The 16,818-nt window shown below is 56.1% G+C and carries 18 protein-coding genes; all 18 read right to left on the bottom strand.

All coding sequences use genetic code 11. The features are described 5' to 3' along the window. The 18 genes from D5270_RS00305 to D5270_RS00220 all read right to left on the bottom strand — a co-directional run bounded on the left by D5270_RS00305 (window position 1) and on the right by D5270_RS00220 (window position 16,815). On the bottom strand, window positions 1–609 hold the full coding sequence (locus D5270_RS00305) for an HK97 family phage prohead protease (RefSeq protein ID WP_166542222.1): 609 nt from the start codon (window positions 607–609) through the stop codon (window positions 1–3). Beyond that, window positions 575–2,134: a phage portal protein gene (locus D5270_RS00300; RefSeq protein WP_166542221.1), complete on the bottom strand. Its 1,560-nt coding sequence runs from the start codon at window positions 2,132–2,134 to the stop codon at window positions 575–577. Before D5270_RS00300 ends, D5270_RS00305 begins: the two co-directional genes overlap by 35 nt. A 5-nt stretch (window positions 2,135–2,139) precedes the next feature. After that, on the bottom strand, window positions 2,140–2,394 hold the full coding sequence (locus D5270_RS00295) for a peptidylprolyl isomerase (protein WP_243150027.1): 255 nt from the start codon (window positions 2,392–2,394) through the stop codon (window positions 2,140–2,142). 77 nt (window positions 2,395–2,471) lie between these two features. Then, entirely contained in the window at window positions 2,472–4,304 is a 1,833-nt protein-coding gene (locus tag D5270_RS00290) for a phage terminase large subunit family protein (protein ID WP_166542220.1), read from the bottom strand. After that, window positions 4,301–4,921, bottom strand: a complete 621-nt coding sequence (locus D5270_RS00285; protein WP_243150025.1) for a hypothetical protein — start codon at window positions 4,919–4,921, stop codon at window positions 4,301–4,303. The genes D5270_RS00290 and D5270_RS00285 overlap by 4 nt, the downstream gene beginning before the upstream one ends. After that, on the bottom strand, window positions 4,918–6,306 hold the full coding sequence (locus D5270_RS00280; RefSeq protein WP_243150023.1) for a site-specific DNA-methyltransferase: 1,389 nt from the start codon (window positions 6,304–6,306) through the stop codon (window positions 4,918–4,920). Before D5270_RS00280 ends, D5270_RS00285 begins: the two co-directional genes overlap by 4 nt. A 13-nt stretch (window positions 6,307–6,319) precedes the next feature. Next, window positions 6,320–6,790, bottom strand: a complete 471-nt coding sequence (locus D5270_RS16660; protein ID WP_243150021.1) for a hypothetical protein — start codon at window positions 6,788–6,790, stop codon at window positions 6,320–6,322. Window positions 6,791–7,472: 682 nt separating this feature from the next. Continuing rightward, complete coding sequence (locus D5270_RS00270) at window positions 7,473–7,835, bottom strand: hypothetical protein (RefSeq protein WP_166542219.1); 363 nt, start codon at window positions 7,833–7,835, stop codon at window positions 7,473–7,475. A 20-nt stretch (window positions 7,836–7,855) separates the two neighbouring features. Next, the gene (locus tag D5270_RS00265) at window positions 7,856–8,272 is read right to left on the bottom strand and encodes a VRR-NUC domain-containing protein (RefSeq protein WP_207709264.1); all 417 of its coding nucleotides are present in this window, start codon (window positions 8,270–8,272) and stop codon (window positions 7,856–7,858) included. Window positions 8,273–8,421: 149 nt separating this feature from the next. Then, a complete protein-coding gene (locus D5270_RS00260; protein WP_207709263.1) occupies window positions 8,422–9,150 on the bottom strand; it encodes a hydrolase in 729 nt (242 codons plus the stop codon). Window positions 9,151–9,501: 351 nt separating this feature from the next. Beyond that, window positions 9,502–12,216: a DUF927 domain-containing protein gene (locus D5270_RS00255; protein WP_166542218.1), complete on the bottom strand. Its 2,715-nt coding sequence runs from the start codon at window positions 12,214–12,216 to the stop codon at window positions 9,502–9,504. A gap of 87 nt (window positions 12,217–12,303) precedes the next feature. Next, on the bottom strand, window positions 12,304–13,185 hold the full coding sequence (locus tag D5270_RS00250; protein WP_166542217.1) for a hypothetical protein: 882 nt from the start codon (window positions 13,183–13,185) through the stop codon (window positions 12,304–12,306). A gap of 2 nt (window positions 13,186–13,187) precedes the next feature. After that, window positions 13,188–13,715 (bottom strand): hypothetical protein, encoded by a 528-nt coding sequence (locus D5270_RS00245; protein ID WP_166542216.1) that lies wholly within the window; start codon window positions 13,713–13,715, stop codon window positions 13,188–13,190. A 17-nt stretch (window positions 13,716–13,732) separates the two neighbouring features. Further along, window positions 13,733–14,170, bottom strand: coding sequence for a gp33 family protein (locus tag D5270_RS00240; protein ID WP_166542215.1), 438 nt, complete (start codon window positions 14,168–14,170; stop codon window positions 13,733–13,735). A gap of 12 nt (window positions 14,171–14,182) precedes the next feature. Further along, window positions 14,183–14,485, bottom strand: a complete 303-nt coding sequence (locus tag D5270_RS00235; protein WP_166542214.1) for a hypothetical protein — start codon at window positions 14,483–14,485, stop codon at window positions 14,183–14,185. Further along, entirely contained in the window at window positions 14,482–15,846 is a 1,365-nt protein-coding gene (locus D5270_RS00230; RefSeq protein ID WP_166542213.1) for a ParB/RepB/Spo0J family partition protein, read from the bottom strand. Before D5270_RS00230 ends, D5270_RS00235 begins: the two co-directional genes overlap by 4 nt. A 12-nt stretch (window positions 15,847–15,858) precedes the next feature. Then, a complete protein-coding gene (locus D5270_RS00225; RefSeq protein WP_166542212.1) occupies window positions 15,859–16,248 on the bottom strand; it encodes a beta-sandwich lipoprotein in 390 nt (129 codons plus the stop codon). 216 nt (window positions 16,249–16,464) lie between these two features. After that, complete coding sequence (locus D5270_RS00220; protein WP_166542211.1) at window positions 16,465–16,815, bottom strand: hypothetical protein; 351 nt, start codon at window positions 16,813–16,815, stop codon at window positions 16,465–16,467. Window positions 16,816–16,818: the final 3 nt, after the last annotated feature.

Raw genomic sequence — 16,818 nt, 5'->3', positions numbered from 1 at the left:
TTACATACCTCCAATGATATTTTTGTTTATTCGTAACTGCCGCTCATACACCGAAAGGGGAGCGCCAGCGGGGGCCGTTTCTAAATCCCTGCCAACACCAACCGTGCTGTCGGCAGGGATACTCACGATACTGATTTCAAAAGGCTGCCACTTCTTCATCACGCGGCAGGGCCCGGTGAAACGCCCGTCCTCAGATTTCTTTCCAGCCCGGACGTCCTCCGACTCCTTCATATTGACCATGTACCCCACGGACACCCCCTTGAGGGAGCCGGACTTCACCTTTTTGTAGATGGTGTCTGACTCCGGGTCATCGTCAAACTCCACCTCCGCCATGCCACGGCCATTCTCCACCCAGGCGCGGAGGATCTTGCCGATCACCTTGTCCCGGTTGTGGTTGTAAAGCACACAGCCGATGGAGTTAAGCCGGGAAAGGTCAACAGCCCCCTCCGAATGGTCGAGGATCTCCGGGCCGAAGAACCGCTCATAGGGTTCCTCACTGGAAAAGGAGAGGGTAACTTTGCGCCCCTCTCCTTCCTCTGCCCGGATGGCCGACACGGTCATATCTCGGTGGAAACTATTGCCTTTCTCCGCCTCCGCTGCCCTTGCCATCGGGATCATCGTCCTTATCTGGCTCATCTCCATCGCTGTCCTCTTTGTCGGGGTCAGTATCATCCTCGCCGGCGGAGTTGTCCGCAGCTGACTGCATTGCCTGTCCAAAAATCATCCCTCCTAAATCCAGGCCGTATTCGTCCTGGGCGTATTGTAAAACCTCCGCGATATCGTCAATCTGATCCCGCCAGTCGGCGCCGTTCTCAGCTGCCACCTGCTTGAAGGTTTTCTGTCCGGTTTTTAGCGCGGTCATGACCGCCGTGGCCTCCTTCGCCGGATCGATCCAGGGTTTGGGCGGCTTCACCCACTTATGGGCGAAGTACACCTCTTTCTGGTTCCAGAAATCAGGGGCGGAGATTTTCCCCGCCAGCATGGCCGAAATGACGAAGGTTTCGTATATCTCATCGATGACCTCCACCAGCAGTTCCACTTCATCCGCATAGGTCATGCCGTCCTCGATGAGATTCTGCCGGGTGGAGCTGTAGGTGCTGCCGCTCATATCGCGGGCCACCGCCTCATAGCTCAAGCCCTGGCCGGAGGACACCAGCCGCTGGAGCAGCTTAACGTAGGTAGCGGCATCGGTGGCCTGGCCCTGGGGGTTAATCAATTGGATTTCATCCCCAGCATTTAACTCTGTGACCATGCCGGGGGTAAACATCTGCCGGGAGTAGGTTTTGCCCAGGCTCCCACTGGTTCGCCCCACCCCTGTGGGGTTCACCTTCTTCACAGCCAGAGCGATGCTGGCCTGTACCCGCTGCTTCACATCCTCCGACACCATGAATTCGTTTGCGTCCCGGATGCGGGTGAGGGTTTGGGTCATGTCGCTCATTTCCCGAAGCTGGGAGGGGCGGCGCTTGCTGAAGTAGAAGATAACGTCCTTTGCATCGATATACACCGGCTCAGGGGCCGTGATGCCATCAATGGAATACTGCCGGAACCAGTAGCCCACGGGCTTATTGTATGGGGTATACTCAATGCCACCGCACACACGGTTGCCCTTATGCTTGGCCACGATGGTGCTGCTGTCCAGTTCGTCTACCTCCATAGCCTGTAATTTGAAAGGCAGCAGGCCGTCCCCGGTGTACCTTTTGACGAAAAGCATACCGCCGTCCACCTTTTTCCGGCGCACGGCCATGCGCAGCATCTGACTGAGGCTCTGGGTGCCGGTGACGTCGCAGTTGCGCTTTTTGCACCACTGGGCCCAGAGCTTTTCTATCTCGTGGTTCAGGTCAGGGTTCCCAGTTTCCGCCTGAAGAGTAAAGCCCCCGCCCACCACATTGCGGACGAAGGCCCCCACCACTCCATTGAGCATATCCGAGTTGCGTTCCAGGTCGCGGGCGCGGGCCCTAACGGTGTCCCGGCTGTAGCGGTCGGTCTGTTCCGCGCTGGTGTTGATAGCTCGCCAGTTGGCGTTCAAGCGGGAATCGTCCCCCGCGTCGTAATGGCGCAGAGCGTCCCGCCACGCTTGCCGGGCAAAGCCGCGCTGGGGGCTGAACCAGCTTACAACTTGGTCAATTATATTCATGCGCATCACCGTCCCTCAAAAAATGCGGCCACTGTTCCGGGGAGAAGGCACCCATCTGCATCGGCGTTTTCCTGCGCCAGCAGTTCATTCCGCATCTGCCGCAAAAGGGAAAGGTCGGCCCTTGTCAGGCTCCGGCTTCCCAGCTTGTAACTCTGGCCGCCTACCAAGATATTCAGGATGGCATCGTCTACATAAGAAAGCAGCTCCGAATTGGAGAACCGTTCCAGGTTGATAGCCATGCCCTCATTGGTATTTTCCATACAATTCACCATCCTTATGGAGTTTTCCGCAGGAAAACTCGTTGACTTGCCCGCAGGGCAACGTCATACACACACCCTTATATCCAATTCTCATGGCTCTTGATCCATTCTTCCTCCGGCGCGGGGGCCGGCTCCGGGGTCGCCGGGGCCTGGGCAATATCTTCCAGGTACAATTCCCGGACGCCCAAAATGTCAGCCGACGCGGCAGCATACACCTCGCAGTCCAGATAATGGTTATCGCCGTGGGAGTTTTTCTGCACCCAGGTCAGCACATTCTTTTTCCCGGAGCGTACATTGACCTTATGCTCGGCGGTGACCTGTTCGGCATACTCCCGGTCACACCCCTGATACACCATCCAGCTGCCCTTGTCTGTGTTCTTTTTGTGCATCCGGCCCGCAATCATGTCCTTATACAGCCCGGTATTTACCAGCACCATCTGCATACCGTGGGCCCGGCTGGTGGGCCGGTTCACCTGGGTAATGCGGTAGTGGTCGTTCATGGCCCCGCTGGCGCCCTTGCTGGGCAGGGCCCACTCGGAATTTTCCGAGCAGAAGTCATACACCATATCGGTATCGTAGCCGCTGTCGATCAGGCACAGGTTTACCACCATCGGAGCGCCTCCATCCTCCCGCTGGTACTGCAGGTTCATGACGTGTTCCACGTCCGCAAGGCTAAGGGCTTGGCCGTGGGCAATATTCTGGGAGGTGAGGTAACTGCCCCAGGCCCGGATGGTCCAATACACACAGGTTTTCTGCACGTCCACACCGCCGGTGAGCAGCTTGGCCCAGGCGGGCACCACCAGCTCCGGCACATGGGTCTGGCGTTCCAGCACCAGGTCGGCATCGGTTTTGAGGGCCGTGTCCTCCCAGGGCTCTGCCATCCAGGAGTTGACAAAGTTCTGATGGGATTCCGGGTCATGGCGGCTCTTAAAATATTCTTTTGCGATATCCGCGAACCGCACGAAGGGGGAGTAAAAGGTGTTGATCCAGAAGCCCACCCGCTTTCCGTGGGGGCTGTGCTGCTTGACCACCCGCCACTCCCCGAGCCTAAGCATCTGCCCCTTGTGTTGGTCAGTAATGACCCCGCCGCACTCCGGGCAAGCGTACACCGCCAGCTCCGCCCGGTCAACATAGCTCATACCCTCATCATTGGGAAACTTGAGGTTTGCCCATTTGAATTCTATCATCTCCCCGCAGTGGGGGCACGGCACAAAGTAGTGTTTCTCCATGTCGCAGTTCTGTAAGGCTTTCCACACATGGCCTGTGGTGATGGTGGGGGTGCTGGTGATGAAGATTTTCCGATTGCCAAAGGTTTTTGTGCGCTCCCTTGCCAGGGCGATAGGGTCGGCTTCCTTTGCGCTGGCCCCGGGGTATTTGTCCACCTCATCCAGAAACAGAAAACGGATGGCCTTGCTGGCCAGGTTCGAGGGGGAATTGGAGCCCACCAGGCTGAGATACATCCCGTCAAACTGTAGCTCCAGCTTTTTGCTTTCAAAAGGCTGGTACCGCTCCCGAAGCGTAGGCGAAGTCTGCACCATCGGGATAATACGGTTCTTGGAGATACTCTCCGCCAGCACGTCGGAAGGATACACCACAAGAGTGGGGGAGGGATCCTGCTGTATGATGTAGCCCAGAGCGTTGAGAATCGCCTCGGTGCCGCCCAGCTGGGCCGACTTGCACAGCACGATTTCCTCCGTCTCATAGTCCAGCAGCGCGTCCATAATGCCCACCAGGTACGGCGTCATCTCATTGCGCCAGGGGCCGGGGAGGGCCGAGGTCTTGCTGTCCAGCATACGGTACTTCTCCGCCCATTCAGAAACCGTCAAGTCCTCCGGGGGCATGAGGCTTTCCAGAGCCTTGCGCTGATAGTCCGTCACCGGGTACTTGCGTATCCGGGGTTTACGGTTCATTTTGCACCAGTCCCTTGCACCTGGCTCTCATCCACCCCGGCCACCACGAATGCCCGGAGCAGCTTGGTCACATCCCCCTGCAGTTCCTTTTCAATGCGCCGGGCCTCTGTAGGCTCCACTACCCCGCCGATCCGGCTGATGAGCCGCCCCGGCAGGGACAGAGCAAACTTTTTAAAGGCCACGAAGAACCGGGCATAGTCCAGAGTGGCTTCTTCCACAGGGATGTACTTGCCCGCCGCGATATCAAGTTTGAGGCGGTGCAGCTCGTTTTGGGTGCCCTTGAGGGCCAGGTCGGCCTCCAGCTTCTGCTGCTTCAGCTCCTGTTCTCTCTCGGATCCGGTCTTACCGTGGGCTGCGTCCCGCAGGTAGCGGATGTAGGCTTGAATGGTGGGCACCAAGTCATACTGCCGGCCGCTGGGGGTTTCTGTGGCCGGGAGCACACCGTCCTTTGTCAGCTGCTGGATGTGCCGGTCGGTCACACCGAACAGCTTGGCGATGGTGCGGGTGGGGTACATAGAGCCGCCGGTGATATTTCCGTCTGCACTCACGATCAGTTCAACTCCTTCCAGAATCAATTCCAGGGTATCAAGCGCAAGATTCCGCTGCCGGCGGCTCATTGTCCAGCCTCCGATGGCGCCGTTTTGACCGCTTTCTCCCCGGTGTATTCCTCCCAGCGCCGGACAATAACATCGCAGTTGCGCTCATCCAGCTCCATAAGGTAGGCCGTGCGGCCCAGTTGCTCACAGGCCATGAGCGTGGATCCGCTGCCACCGAAAAAGTCACCCACACGCCACCCCGGCTTGCTGGAATTGTTTACCAGCCTGCCCACCAGGGGGACCGGCTTCATGGTGGGGTGCATATCGTTTTTGCTGGGCCGTTTCTCATAGAGAACGGTGGTCAGGTCTTTATACTGCTTGATGTACCCCTCCACAAAGGCCCGCAGCTCTTGCTTGCTCATCTTCTTAAAGTCCGGCTCATCCTCCAGCAGAACGGTGTCCTGGGAGCGGTCGTGTATAAAATAATGGCCCGCGCCCTCTTTCCAGCCGTACAGAATGGGTTCATGCCGCCACTGGTAATCCTGCCGGCCCAGCACAAAGCTGGACTTTTCCCAAATAAGGCACTGGGATAGCTTAAAGCCGGAGTCGCTGAACGCCTCCCGGAACTTAGTCCCTGTGCTTTCCGCATGGAAAATGTAAGCCGCAGCGCCCTTTTTCATCACGTCAAAGGCACAGCGGAACGCCGCCCGGAGGAACTTATAAAACGCGGCGGAGCTCATCTTGTCATTCTTTATCTCGCTGGTAGCTCTGGGGCCGGTCTGCCCCAGATAGTTCTCCAGGAACACGGCCTTGCCGCCATAGTCCACGTTGTAGGGAGGGTCTGTGACCAGCAAGTCAAGCTCCGCCCCGGCCATGAGCGTGGCCACATCCTCTTTCAGGGTGGCGTCGCCGCACAGGAGCCGGTGCTTGCCCAGCTGCCAGACGTCGCCTCGGTTGGTGACAGGTGTCTGAATCTCAGCCGCAGCGGCGTCCGGGTCAAATTCATCATCCTGAGCTTCATCGGGGATGTCCAGCGCCTGGATCAGATCCTCCAGCTCATTCCGGGTGAAGCCCGCAGCGCCGAAGTCGTAACCGTCCAAGTCCAGGCCCACCAGAATCTCCTTCAGCTTCTCGGTGTCCCACCGCCCGGAGATTTTGTTGAGGGCAAGGTTGGCCATGCGCTCTTTATTCTTGTCTTGGATATTCACCACGACCACACTGGCCTCGGTATAGCCCAGGTCCATCATTACCGTGCGGCGCTGATGCCCGCCGATTATTGTGCCGTCGAAGTTCACCACGATGGGCTCCACATAGGTGTTCTCCTGGATGCTTTTCTTCAGGGCCTCGTACTCTGGGTTGCCGGGGGCCAGGGGTTCCCGGGGGTTGTAGTCCGCGGGGATAAGGTCACTAAGTTTGCGGACTTCCATCCGCATATCGGCTCCGGCGGTTTTGTTCATAGAATCCATATCGGTGCCTCCTTTACTCGCCCCTGCGCCAAATCTCCGAGAGGTTTTCCAGGGCCTGCAAAACTGCCTTGCGGGTTTTCCGGGCTTCCTCCGGGAGGGGCTGGGCGGCGTCAAATGCGTTTATGAAGCGGCGCGTGACTTCCTCAATCACAAAACCGCTGAGGTCATCCTGATCGGGGGCCTTGTTCACCGCCTTGTCATCCCAATACTCGCTTGCCCCCACCTTGCGGGGAGCGGTGCCAAAGGCGGCCGCCCATTCCGGCAGGCTTTCGTTTACGGCGTCGAACCGCAGGCCCCACCGGCGGCAGGCGTCTACCGCCTCCCGGAGCTCATCCCCCTCCCGGCAGGTCCAAAGGATCAGGGCCGCGCCGGATTTCTGGGCAATCAGGGCCTCGGCTATCACCCTCCAGTTAGGTTTGCCGATGTGGGGATAGGCGTTGGAGCAGAGGCACCCGTCAAAATCTATGGCGATTACTTTTCTCATGGCTGGGCTCCTTTGGAGGGGCAAAATAAGGGGTCAACTTGGCAAAGCCAATGTTGAACGAAGCGAAGTGGCATTTTCAAAAATGTTTTCATGCACGAAAACCGCGGGCTCACGCGGCCGCAACGGGTGCCTGGGGTAAGTAGTACCTACGGCCCCCTACCCCCTAGTGCGCTCACAGACGCGCTCAGGCGGCCCTCTTGGGCCTCTCATGTGTACTCGCCTCTCCCTGTGTATGCTGTCTGTCAGCGGCCTTGTCAATGGCTCTGCTGTGCGTCCTCTCATGTACTGCGCTTGCTGTGCGCTATGGTACGGCATATGGCATGGCCCCTATGGCCAGGGCCTGTGTGTATGTGCGTTGTCCCTCACACTGGCAGGGTTCTGGTGGCCCTCTGCTATGGGGGTGTACAGAATAGCCCCCCATATACAGGCCCCTATATACCCCCCGGATATTCGGGGCTATACACGGCCCCGCTATATGGGGGCGTGCTTTTTGGGGTAGCCTCCGGGATAACCTACAGCGCCCTGCACCCGACGTTGGCTTTGCCAAGTCGAAGGCACAGGGCGCTGCAGGGAAAGGAGGTCAACCACATGGATGGGGCCTACTATCTGCGGGCCCTAGTATTTATTATATCGTGTGATTCGCGTGAAAGGTGTGTTTCGTGTGAAAAGTGAGGAAATATTTTTAGTTTTTCCAGAGGCTATAATAATGGTACTTCACGGAGTCTACTGATACCCGGTGCCCCATTTTTGCAGCGACTTGTTCCCAACTCATGCCGTGAATCACCCTGTATTTTACGATTCTTCGCAGCTTACTGTTAGGTAACCCCTGAATAAACTGCTCTATTTCCTCTTTTTCGGCCTCTTTTTGGGCCTTTAACACGGCCAATTCCGGGGGCACGCCTCTGATAGAAACCGTGTGCTGTGTATAGGGAAAATTCAACCCGCTGCCGGAGACCGTATCTGAAACCGGTTCGCTCATTTCGCGCTCCAGATCCTGAATCTCTGCGCAGATGTGTGGATAATCCTCCAAAAGTTCCCTTGTCAAGTTGATTCCCCCTATCTTTGCTATTTGTTCTCGATCAATTTTCGGGCATCATCCGGCCAGGTAACCACCCCGGCCTGGCCCCCGGCTTTTTCTATGGCCTCTATCGTGGCCTGCTGGATGCAGGACAGCCTGCCCACATAGGGTCGCTTGACTTCAAAGCCATAGAAACGGCCGTCTATCACCGCACAGATATCGGGCACTCCTTGACGGGCATAGGGGCCAGTCTGTACTTTCCACACGAAAGCGGCGGGGTAGTTCTCCCTCAGCCAGCGGAGGATGGCACTTTGAAAATAGCTTTCCTTTGGCAGTGCGTCTCGCAGCAGCTTGTCTGCCTGGGCGGCGGAGAGGAGGTGGCCGGTCTGAGCTTCCAGGTAGGCGCGTATTTCCTCCAGGGTGAAAACACGACTTTTGTTGAGAATATCATTCCTATTTATCATGCTTGGCTTCCTCCTACGGCCTCTCATAGCCCTTGCATACCTTTGTTCCGCAAAGAGCGGCATACTCAATGTGTTCTCCCTTCGGCGCGTTTTTGGAATTGACGGGGCAATCCTTATTTTTACAATTGTTGCAACAGTATTTCATTGTCTCATGCCCCCGGCGCCAACGGCGGCGCTTCCTCAAACTGCGGTGTGTCAGAGGCTGGTGCAGTTGCACTCCCTGCCGCTTCCTGCCCGGCGGGCATATCTGCAAAGGCTTCTTTATTCCCGCTCTCGCCCTCCATGAACCGGCTGGCCATCATGTCGGCGGTATGCAGAGCAAGCACTGCCGGGTGGAGCTCCATCGCCCGGCCCACCGTGCCGAAGTCCGCACCCTGCTCGGTGAAACCCATATGGTGCCAGATGGCATAAAGTTCGGTGTTGGTCAGCTTTATAAACTGCATGGCCAGCATGGCGCTTTTGGAGCCATGTCCCAGGGGCATCTTGTCCTCCACCGTGTAGAACGGCGCTTTCTCCCACTTCCCGGTCTGCTCATTCTTGACGTTCCGGGTGCTGGTTTTGTAGTAGTGTGTCTTGCACAGGTCGTGGAGCAGGGCCATGAGAGTAACGCTCTCATCAGGGATTTCACACACCACCCGGCCAGCCGTGAGGTATTCCCATGCCCCCTCATGGCCTGGGTAGAGCATCCCCCGCAGGGCGTCCAGCACGTTCAAGCTGTGCTGGAGAAGCCCGCCCTCGCAGGAGAGGTGATACCGGGTGCTGGCCGGGGCGGAGTAGAAATCGCTGTTCCGTATGTAGCGCAGAAGTTGGTTGATTCCGGGGCGCTCGATTTTCTTGAGTTCATTTTCAAAGCGTTGTATGTTTTTGTCTTTCAACATTTTGGTCCCTCCGATTGCAAAAGTTGTTTTTGGGGAGTGTTCCCACCAATTCCAGCACTTGGTGGGAACGCAGGTTTCCCTTGATATTACTGGGGTTGCAAGGTTACTTTCGGGGTGTTCCCACCAATCCGAAAATATACCTCTGCTTTTTGAATTTTTGCAAAATTACAATGAAATCTGTGTAGATTTTGCATTTTTGCGTTTTTGGTAGATTGGTATGTTTTTGGTGGGAACAGTGGGAACAGTGGGAACAGCACATCGGGAAGCCGCATAAATACTAGATTTGTGAAGCACTTGAGGTGTTCCCACTCCTGCTCCCACTTTCAACATCGTTGTGGAAAGTGGGAACACTTAGAACGGCAAATCTCCATCATCGTCTACTTCCGTCCATTGCTGATCCATCGAAGTCTGAAGTTGCTCATCTCTATCCCAGCGGTCATATTCGTCGGCCAGGGCCTCCACTTCATCGGTCGTTTCAGATAGGTGCCCGATATTAAAGCACACAAAGTTTGCCAGCCTACCACCGATACGGCGTTTCACCGTATTTCTCATCACTATGTTTCCATTGGCTTTCTTCTCGGCGGTTTGCTCAATCAGCCCCTGCTCCGCCATATACCGTAGTGTCTTTTGGTTTGAGAATCCAGCCTTTGTCAGCGCTTGACTCAGGACGGATGGGAATATGTAGGCCACCTCCCCCTCGCTGCTCATCATGCCATAGCAGGTGCCTATAGTCTGGGGGTTAAAAAATGCTTTGTTTGCCAGCACCCAGTCCACAATGAACTGCACCGCGTTCTCATTCACATCGCCGGAGCCGCCGGCTTGTTGCTGTTCCAGGATGTCAGCGGCCATCGCTTTAGCCCGCGCCCAGCTCTCCGGGGCAATATCTACCTCTTCCCGGCTCTCAAAGAGCCAGGTATCTATCATGGCATCGGCCAGGGCCACCAGCGCGATTGCCGCCGTGTGCGCGCCATTTTTGCCGTCGCTAAGGCTCTGCACATAGTCCCGCATTTCCCCGAATGCGGCCTGCACATCCTCCTGGGGCATCTCTACCAGCCGCTTGATAAACGCTGGCCCCGCCGTGCCGTAGTTCTCCGCCACCTGGCCGTACATGGCGCTGGCACTCTGCTCGTCCTCAAAGGGAGGGCCGTAGATTTGCAGGGCGCGAGTGGAGACACCACCCTTGCTGGTTTCCACGGTCAATGGTTCCTCGCCGGTTGAGAGGGCCACCGTCCGCCACTGGTACACCGACTGCAAGCCACCGCCCTTTGAGCCCCGCACCTTGCCGGTACCGTTGGCCAGCATATAGACTAGCTGCTCCAGGAGGCCCTGCTTGTCCCCGGCCTGCTGCCGTTCGTCTATGCCCATCGGTAGGTCACAGCACAGCCCCGCCCGGCGCTCCAGGCCCACGGCGGTGGTGTTGAAACTGACCATGAGCTTTTCCGGTTCGCCCCACACGGACATGCCAGCCTGCAAGGCCGCCGTCTTGCCGCCTCTTGAGCCGCCCCAGTTGTAAGTAAGGAAATTGCGCTGCCGGGTGATTTTCAGCAGCGGTGCCGCAAAGGCCGAGGCCAAAATAAACCGGAACTTGTTCCTCTCCCTGTGGGGCCGCATGGCCACAAGCCAGCCCTCGAGAGTGCCGCTCTCATGGTAAGCCGCAGCAGCAGCCTGCATGGTGGGGTCGCAGTCCAGTGCCAGGCCATCATCGTGGCCGGGCATGAACTTCCAGTGCTCCCCCGGAGCGCTTGGGCTTTTCCAGCCCAGCACCCCGGTGGCCTGCACAGAGGGTATCTTGTCCAGGTTCTCCCCCTCTAAGCTCCCCAGGAACTTCACCACCTGTTTGGCGTTCTCGCTGGTAACCGTACACCCCAGTTCGGAGAGGGCCAGCACGGACCGGGAGGAGAACACCGTGGAGCGGGGCCACACCGAGGTGAGCCAACGGCCATCCCGACGGAAAGCTATCTCTATCTTTTCTTCCCCGCTGTCCATTGAGCGGATCCGCTTGGTCAGCAGAATGGGTGTGCGGCAGATCAACTCTGAGGTTCCCTTCTTGTCATTGTACTCCCGGATTCCGCCCTCGCTCATGCCCCAGCCGGACGGACACTGCAGGGCAATGGGTGCGCCCTCTAGGCCCTCGGGCTCCGGGTCCTTGGTATAGTCGATTTCTTCAGCCGCTTTCAATGCCTGGCAGATAAGCCGGGCTGATTCTTCCTTGCCGTGTTTCATGTACAGGTCACTGGGGTCCTTCACGCCGAATGGCTTACACGACCAGACCTTGACCGTCCCGGAAAAACCGCCCTCCCGCAGCCCCCTGCAGGTTTTAGCTATAAAGGTATCGCCGCCGCCATCCGGCTCTCGGTGGAGATACAGGGTCATGCCGTCCAAAGCGGGGGCTTGCTCCGGCTTGAAATTCTGGGCCCCAGCTACCCCCAGGGCGGGCAGGCCCAGGTACCAGAGCGTTTGAGTGTCGCTCTCGCCCTCCACCAAAATGGCCGACTGTTTCTCCCTGTATTCCGGCAATCGCCACAGGCCGTATAAAATGGTGTGGCTGCCAAGTTTCCAGCGGAATTCCTTATAGGCAAAGCGTTTACGGTAGGTGACAAGCTCTTTTTGTTCATCCCAGAATGGAATCTTCAGATAGGCGGTGCTTTCATGAGTATTACGGTTGTAGTCGCTGCCATCGGTCAGGCCGCAGCGCTCTCGGAGCCAATCTTCCGGCAGGTGTTTTTCAAAGGCATACTGTTTCAGTGTATATTGGGTGAGCTTGTTCCTGCGTTCCCGCCGGGGCAGGTCTATGTGGTGCTGGCGTAGGATTTCCTTATAGGCCGTTTTTGTGTCCGTGTTGTGGAGCTTAGCATAAAAATCCAGATAATTGCCGCTCAGCCCCTCGGTAAAACACGTCCATAGACCAGTTTTCAAGTCTACAGAAAAGCTGTTATTTTGGTCATCATGGAAAGGGCAGCGCCCGCGCAGCTTGTCCCCGCTGATTTGTGCGTGTTTGACCACCTGACTGTATTCAGTTTTGTAATCTACCAGCTGATCTATATTGATGGAGTCTCGGCTCGTCATGTGGTCGCCCCACTTTCTTGATATAATGCCGCGCAAGGGAGCAGGCTCGTAAAGCTGAGCAACTGCTCCCTGTGCGGCCTAGCTTATTTACGCGAAGGGCAGGTTGTCATCGTCAGGCAAGGGCGGCGCATCTTCAAAATTTGGAGCCAGGGGCGTTTCCTCCACCCGATCCGTGAAGATTTCATTGAGGTCATCATCGGAGTTGATATCAAGCGGATCCCCCTGCGGTGCGTTATACTCAGCCGCATTGATGGACATCTCCTTAAACTTATCCTTCATCTGGCGGCGCAGCTCTTTGGCCTGGGCAACCACACCCGCAGGCAAAAGGCCGGCCTTGTTCAACACGATTTTGGCATAATCCACGCCGCCCTTGTTGGTTTCCTTTGTCAGCTTTATGCTGACCACCATGCCGATGTAAGGGGTACCACTGGTGAGCAGAGCGCGCAGTTTCTTATTCACATCCTTGATGGAGGTGGGCGGCACGGTGAGCAGGTAGCAGTTAGGGTCGCCGCTGACCATCAAGTACAGGCGGCGCATATTCTTGCAGGCTTTTCCATCGCCGCCCCTGGGGTCGGAGCCATACTGATTCAGAGGGCAGGTGTCGCAGCTGATGCACTCTCCGGTGGTGGTGTTGATACCCATTTTCCCATCCATGCTGGAACAGTCCGGCGGGCTACCGCCCTCACCGTCCCCCAGGGCCTTGCTCCAATAGCCGTTGACTCTGTGGGTGTAGAGGATCACCCCCTGCAACTCTTTGACGTACTCCACATCATCCTCGTCCTCCCCCTGAACCTCAAAAGCCAGGGCGCCGCCGCTGGGCATTTTGATGCGGCGGCAGGTGATGCCGCTTTCATCGTCCAGATCGTCCAGTTCATCCTCCAGTTCGGCCAAAAGCTCCGGATCCATGCCCTCATAGGGGTTCGCCAGCTTAAAGGTGTCCAGCACCGCCAGTTCGTTTTTCTTTGCCATAATTATTCGTCCTCCTCATCAAAATCGGTGTCTGCGTCCATATCTTCCAGTTCTTCCGCTTCCTCGAAGCCGCCACCTTCAGCCAATTCCTCAAGTGGTGTGGGTTCACTGCGCTCGGCGGCGTAGAGGTCTGTCATTGCCTTTTTCATTTCAGCAGCCATCGTGATCGCATCCAACGCGGCCAGGGTGGCGCTATTGAGTAGGGAACCCACGGCTTCCAGAGCGGGCCGGTTAGGGTCGCCCAGAGTAGTTAGGAGCAGGCCCATATCCCCGCGAATCTTTTTGACGCTGGCATTCGCCTGGCAGAAATTCTCCGCCGCGATGCCATACGCCTCGTGCCGGTTGCGAACATCAAAGGGTGGGGGATAGGCCCCCAGAAGGGTTTGAAGCCGAAATTCGATGATGGTTTCCAGATTTTCTTTCATATCCCGGTCACTGGCAAGGGTCATATCTATGGCCATCTGGCCGCAGCTTTCCTCCATGAGCCTCTTGGCTTCTGCCGCGGCCTGTTCCAACTGCTCCCCAGTCATAGTAACGACGTTTCCATTCATACTGCTTTACCGCCTTTCTTAGTGTCTTTCCTCCGGTAGATGTCGAAGGTTTCATAGGTGTTGATAACCTTGCCCAGCGCGTCAGAGAGAGCGCCATGTTCCTCTACATAGGCCCGCATGGTGGAGCCCAGTGTCTGGGTGGTCACAGTTTCCTTGATGATATCCCCCAGGCCTTCCTCGCGGAGCGTGTCAAAGAAATCCACGCCGTCTGCGGCCATATCGGCCTCGCTGCGCTTACTGTAGATGGTTTTCTCCTGGAGGCTAAAGCTATAACCCCCGGTGCTGATTTTGGGGCAGTCATCGTCAATCATCTGCTGGGTGATCTGCTCCTTTGCCGCCTCGATAGCGGCGTTGTTGTCTTTGGTCTGCTTGGCGAGGGCGTCCTTTTTCTCCAGCAGGGCTTGGTAATTGCTGAGCATTTCGAGCAGTTCCATGTGCATCACCTTTCATTGTATTAGAATTTTATCCCAGTTCAGCGCCTGACCACAGTGGTAGCAGTAGGCCACATTCTCTGTCCCGGTGAAACTGCCGTGACAAGTTGGGCACTCATAACAGGGGGAAGGCCGATTTTGATGGTTGTTCACCAAGATAGGGTGCTGTGGTATCTGCTTTTTGATGGCCTCGTCAAGCAATTCTGCGGTTCGGTTCACTTCGTCCATGTCGCATTTTTCCACAAACCCGCCGCCGAATGGATATTGAAAACCATTGCAGTATGCGGAGCGGATTCTGCTGGCTTCCTGTTCCGTCATGATTGCGCCTCCTTTCGGAACACCTCATGGCTTCCATCCTGCATGGCCTTTTCCTCGTCGGACATCTCATAGCCCAGGGAGGTGAGCCAGGAATATAAGCTATCCAGCTTGACGGAATGGCTGTGCTCCGGGAATATCTTCTCATAGCTGCCGGAGTAGCACTCCTTTGGCCCGTCGTTAAACAATGCGTAAATCAGCGCCGGATAAATCTCAGGGTCAGCGGCATGGAAAGCGGCCATTTGCTTTGACGCCCGGTCCTGCGCATAATAATTAGGGTCCACTCCTAGTAGTTTTTTGATTGCCTCTCCGTTGGAATAGGAGTAAACGGTAGCGTCCAGCACACCGTAGGTCAATGCACCCTTTAGAATCAAATTGGCGTTCTTTTGAGTATAATGCAGCCCTTTCACAAAATCGCTGCGCAGCTGATAGGCCACCGCCGCCTGCTCGCGAATAACGGCCCAGGCGTCAGCGATGCACTTCTCCCTGGCCCGCTGCTCGGGAGATTTCTTCTCCGGCGCGGCCCGCTTGTGCTTTTCAAAGAACCGAAGGCTGCCGCTGTCCTTATCCAGTGTGTAGAAAAGCTGGCCGCTGTACTTCTTGTCAAACAGGGGTGTATCTTCTTCCCAATCGGCAAGGTAAATATATCCACTGATACTGTCGTAAGCGTTGCCCCAGGTTTCGCAATTCTGCAATTCTTTGGCCCCTAGCTTTTTCAGCAGTTTCCTTGCAGCAGGCAGCTTTTTCTTGGTAGCCTGCCGCTTCAACTCCCAGGTGATGCTCTGGTTAAAGTCATGGGTACCCATCTTATCTAGGCACTGGTTCCTGACCTTAATATCTTCAATCTGGGCCAGCTTGTCAAAGTCGGCCAGGGAGAGCTGGCGCTTGCTCACCTCTCGGAGCTTGTCCTGATCCAGCTCCATCATCTTCACCCGCCGCCGGACCGTAGTCTGGGAGAAACCGGACTTCTCTGCGATCTCCTCCACCGTACTGCCCATGTCCAGCATCATCTGGAAGCCCTGGGCCTGCTCGTATACCGTCAGGTCAGAGCGCTGCATATTCTCCAGGAGCATGGTCTGCAGCTGTTCTTTGGGGGTCATATCGGCTACCACGCAGGGTACCTTTTTGAGGCCCGCCGCTTTTGCCGCCGCCAGCCGCCGGTGGCCGATAATCACCATGTAGCCACGCTGCCACGTTTCCCCAGTGATATTACCAGTCACCATGTTAGGCACCACTGTCAGGTTCTGGAGGATACCGTTTTGCTTGATGCTCTCCGCCAGCTCGGACACGTCTCCAATCTCCTTGCGGGGGTTGTCTGGGTGGGGGGAGAGACTCGTCACTTCTATGTATTGCAGTTCGGGCATGGTTGTCACTCCTTAATCATCTGAAATCACCGTGAAAGGCTGGATCATCTGCGGCAGGAAGTTTACCTCATAGTGGTAAGGGTCGGCAAACACGCCGCTCAAGTCCTCTACTGTGTAGGTGATCCACTCGTTCAGGTATACCAGGTGCTTTTTATAGCGCCCTTTGTCAACCTCTACCACTACTTCCAGTTCATTGGCGGAATTGTTCAGTATGGCAAAGTTCCCGATAACCTCCAACACGGGCTTGTCTGTGCGGGTGTTAATAGCTACCAACCGCCGGGTTATGTTGAAATTGTCCGCCTGCTGAGATACGTTGTAAGCCACTTTTTCCGATTCCCGGCACCCGGCAAGTGCAAAGACCATAACAGTGGCGAGTATAATAGTAATAATCCTTTTCTTCATTTTGTTGAACTCCTTTTCTTTTTGGTAGTTACTTGTGGCTTTACCAGCCCACACTTTTCCGGGCTGTTTTTACATGGCCTGCAACGCTGGCTTGCGCCAGGTTGGCAGGCTTTCTTGTAGCCGCAGTCGGCGCAGCAGTAGTTGCCATGTCGGCGGTCGCAGTTGAAAATCGTGCAGCCGCGGGGGAACAGTTTACTCATGATTTGGCTGTGCTCCTTAACCCGGCAAGTCGATGTTAACGACAATGGCCTTTGTCCATGGGAGCGCATCGAAAACTTTTCGGCACTCCTCCTCACTCTCTGGAAGTATGTCAAATTCCTCGCCGGGAAGAAATTTCTCCAAAGTGTCAAATACATCATCATCGCTTTTGAAGATTACAGGCTTATAGTTCTGTGGTGGGATGAGATATTCGTCCACACAAGAGGTACCCCAGCTCCCCATCCATATCCCGAAATCGTCTCCAGCAACGATCTCGCCGTCTACAAATGGAATAACAGGCAAATCCGGGTTATCCTGCATGAGCTTGAAAAGCTCCTCGTGGCTCTTGCGCTCTTTCTCTGTAATCATGGT

Source organism: Acutalibacter sp. 1XD8-36, from assembly GCF_009917525.1.
GTDB lineage: Bacteria > Bacillota > Clostridia > Oscillospirales > Acutalibacteraceae > Acutalibacter.
This window is presented reverse-complemented; position numbering and strand designations above follow the sequence as displayed.

What these genes read in the sequence shown, in the direction of transcription:
- D5270_RS00285 (WP_243150025.1), bottom strand. Translation starts at nt 4,921, where the DNA reads ATGAGCCGCCGGCAGCGGAATCTTGCGCTTGATACCCTGGAATTGATT.
- D5270_RS00290 (WP_166542220.1), bottom strand. Translation starts at nt 4,304, where the DNA reads ATGAACCGTAAACCCCGGATACGCAAGTACCCGGTGACGGACTATCAG.
- D5270_RS00255 (WP_166542218.1), bottom strand. Translation starts at nt 12,216, where the DNA reads ATGACGAGCCGAGACTCCATCAATATAGATCAGCTGGTAGATTACAAA.
- D5270_RS00305 (WP_166542222.1), bottom strand. Translation starts at nt 609, where the DNA reads ATGGCAAGGGCAGCGGAGGCGGAGAAAGGCAATAGTTTCCACCGAGAT.
- D5270_RS00295 (WP_243150027.1), bottom strand. Translation starts at nt 2,394, where the DNA reads ATGGAAAATACCAATGAGGGCATGGCTATCAACCTGGAACGGTTCTCC.
- D5270_RS00260 (WP_207709263.1), bottom strand. Translation starts at nt 9,150, where the DNA reads ATGTTGAAAGACAAAAACATACAACGCTTTGAAAATGAACTCAAGAAA.
- D5270_RS00240 (WP_166542215.1), bottom strand. Translation starts at nt 14,170, where the DNA reads ATGGAACTGCTCGAAATGCTCAGCAATTACCAAGCCCTGCTGGAGAAA.
- D5270_RS00225 (WP_166542212.1), bottom strand. Translation starts at nt 16,248, where the DNA reads ATGAAGAAAAGGATTATTACTATTATACTCGCCACTGTTATGGTCTTT.
- D5270_RS16660 (WP_243150021.1), bottom strand. Translation starts at nt 6,790, where the DNA reads ATGAGAAAAGTAATCGCCATAGATTTTGACGGGTGCCTCTGCTCCAAC.
- D5270_RS00265 (WP_207709264.1), bottom strand. Translation starts at nt 8,272, where the DNA reads ATGATAAATAGGAATGATATTCTCAACAAAAGTCGTGTTTTCACCCTG.
- D5270_RS00220 (WP_166542211.1), bottom strand. Translation starts at nt 16,815, where the DNA reads ATGATTACAGAGAAAGAGCGCAAGAGCCACGAGGAGCTTTTCAAGCTC.
- D5270_RS00250 (WP_166542217.1), bottom strand. Translation starts at nt 13,185, where the DNA reads ATGGCAAAGAAAAACGAACTGGCGGTGCTGGACACCTTTAAGCTGGCG.
- D5270_RS00300 (WP_166542221.1), bottom strand. Translation starts at nt 2,134, where the DNA reads ATGAATATAATTGACCAAGTTGTAAGCTGGTTCAGCCCCCAGCGCGGC.
- D5270_RS00235 (WP_166542214.1), bottom strand. Translation starts at nt 14,485, where the DNA reads ATGACGGAACAGGAAGCCAGCAGAATCCGCTCCGCATACTGCAATGGT.
- D5270_RS00280 (WP_243150023.1), bottom strand. Translation starts at nt 6,306, where the DNA reads ATGGATTCTATGAACAAAACCGCCGGAGCCGATATGCGGATGGAAGTC.
- D5270_RS00230 (WP_166542213.1), bottom strand. Translation starts at nt 15,846, where the DNA reads ATGCCCGAACTGCAATACATAGAAGTGACGAGTCTCTCCCCCCACCCA.
- D5270_RS00245 (WP_166542216.1), bottom strand. Translation starts at nt 13,715, where the DNA reads ATGACTGGGGAGCAGTTGGAACAGGCCGCGGCAGAAGCCAAGAGGCTC.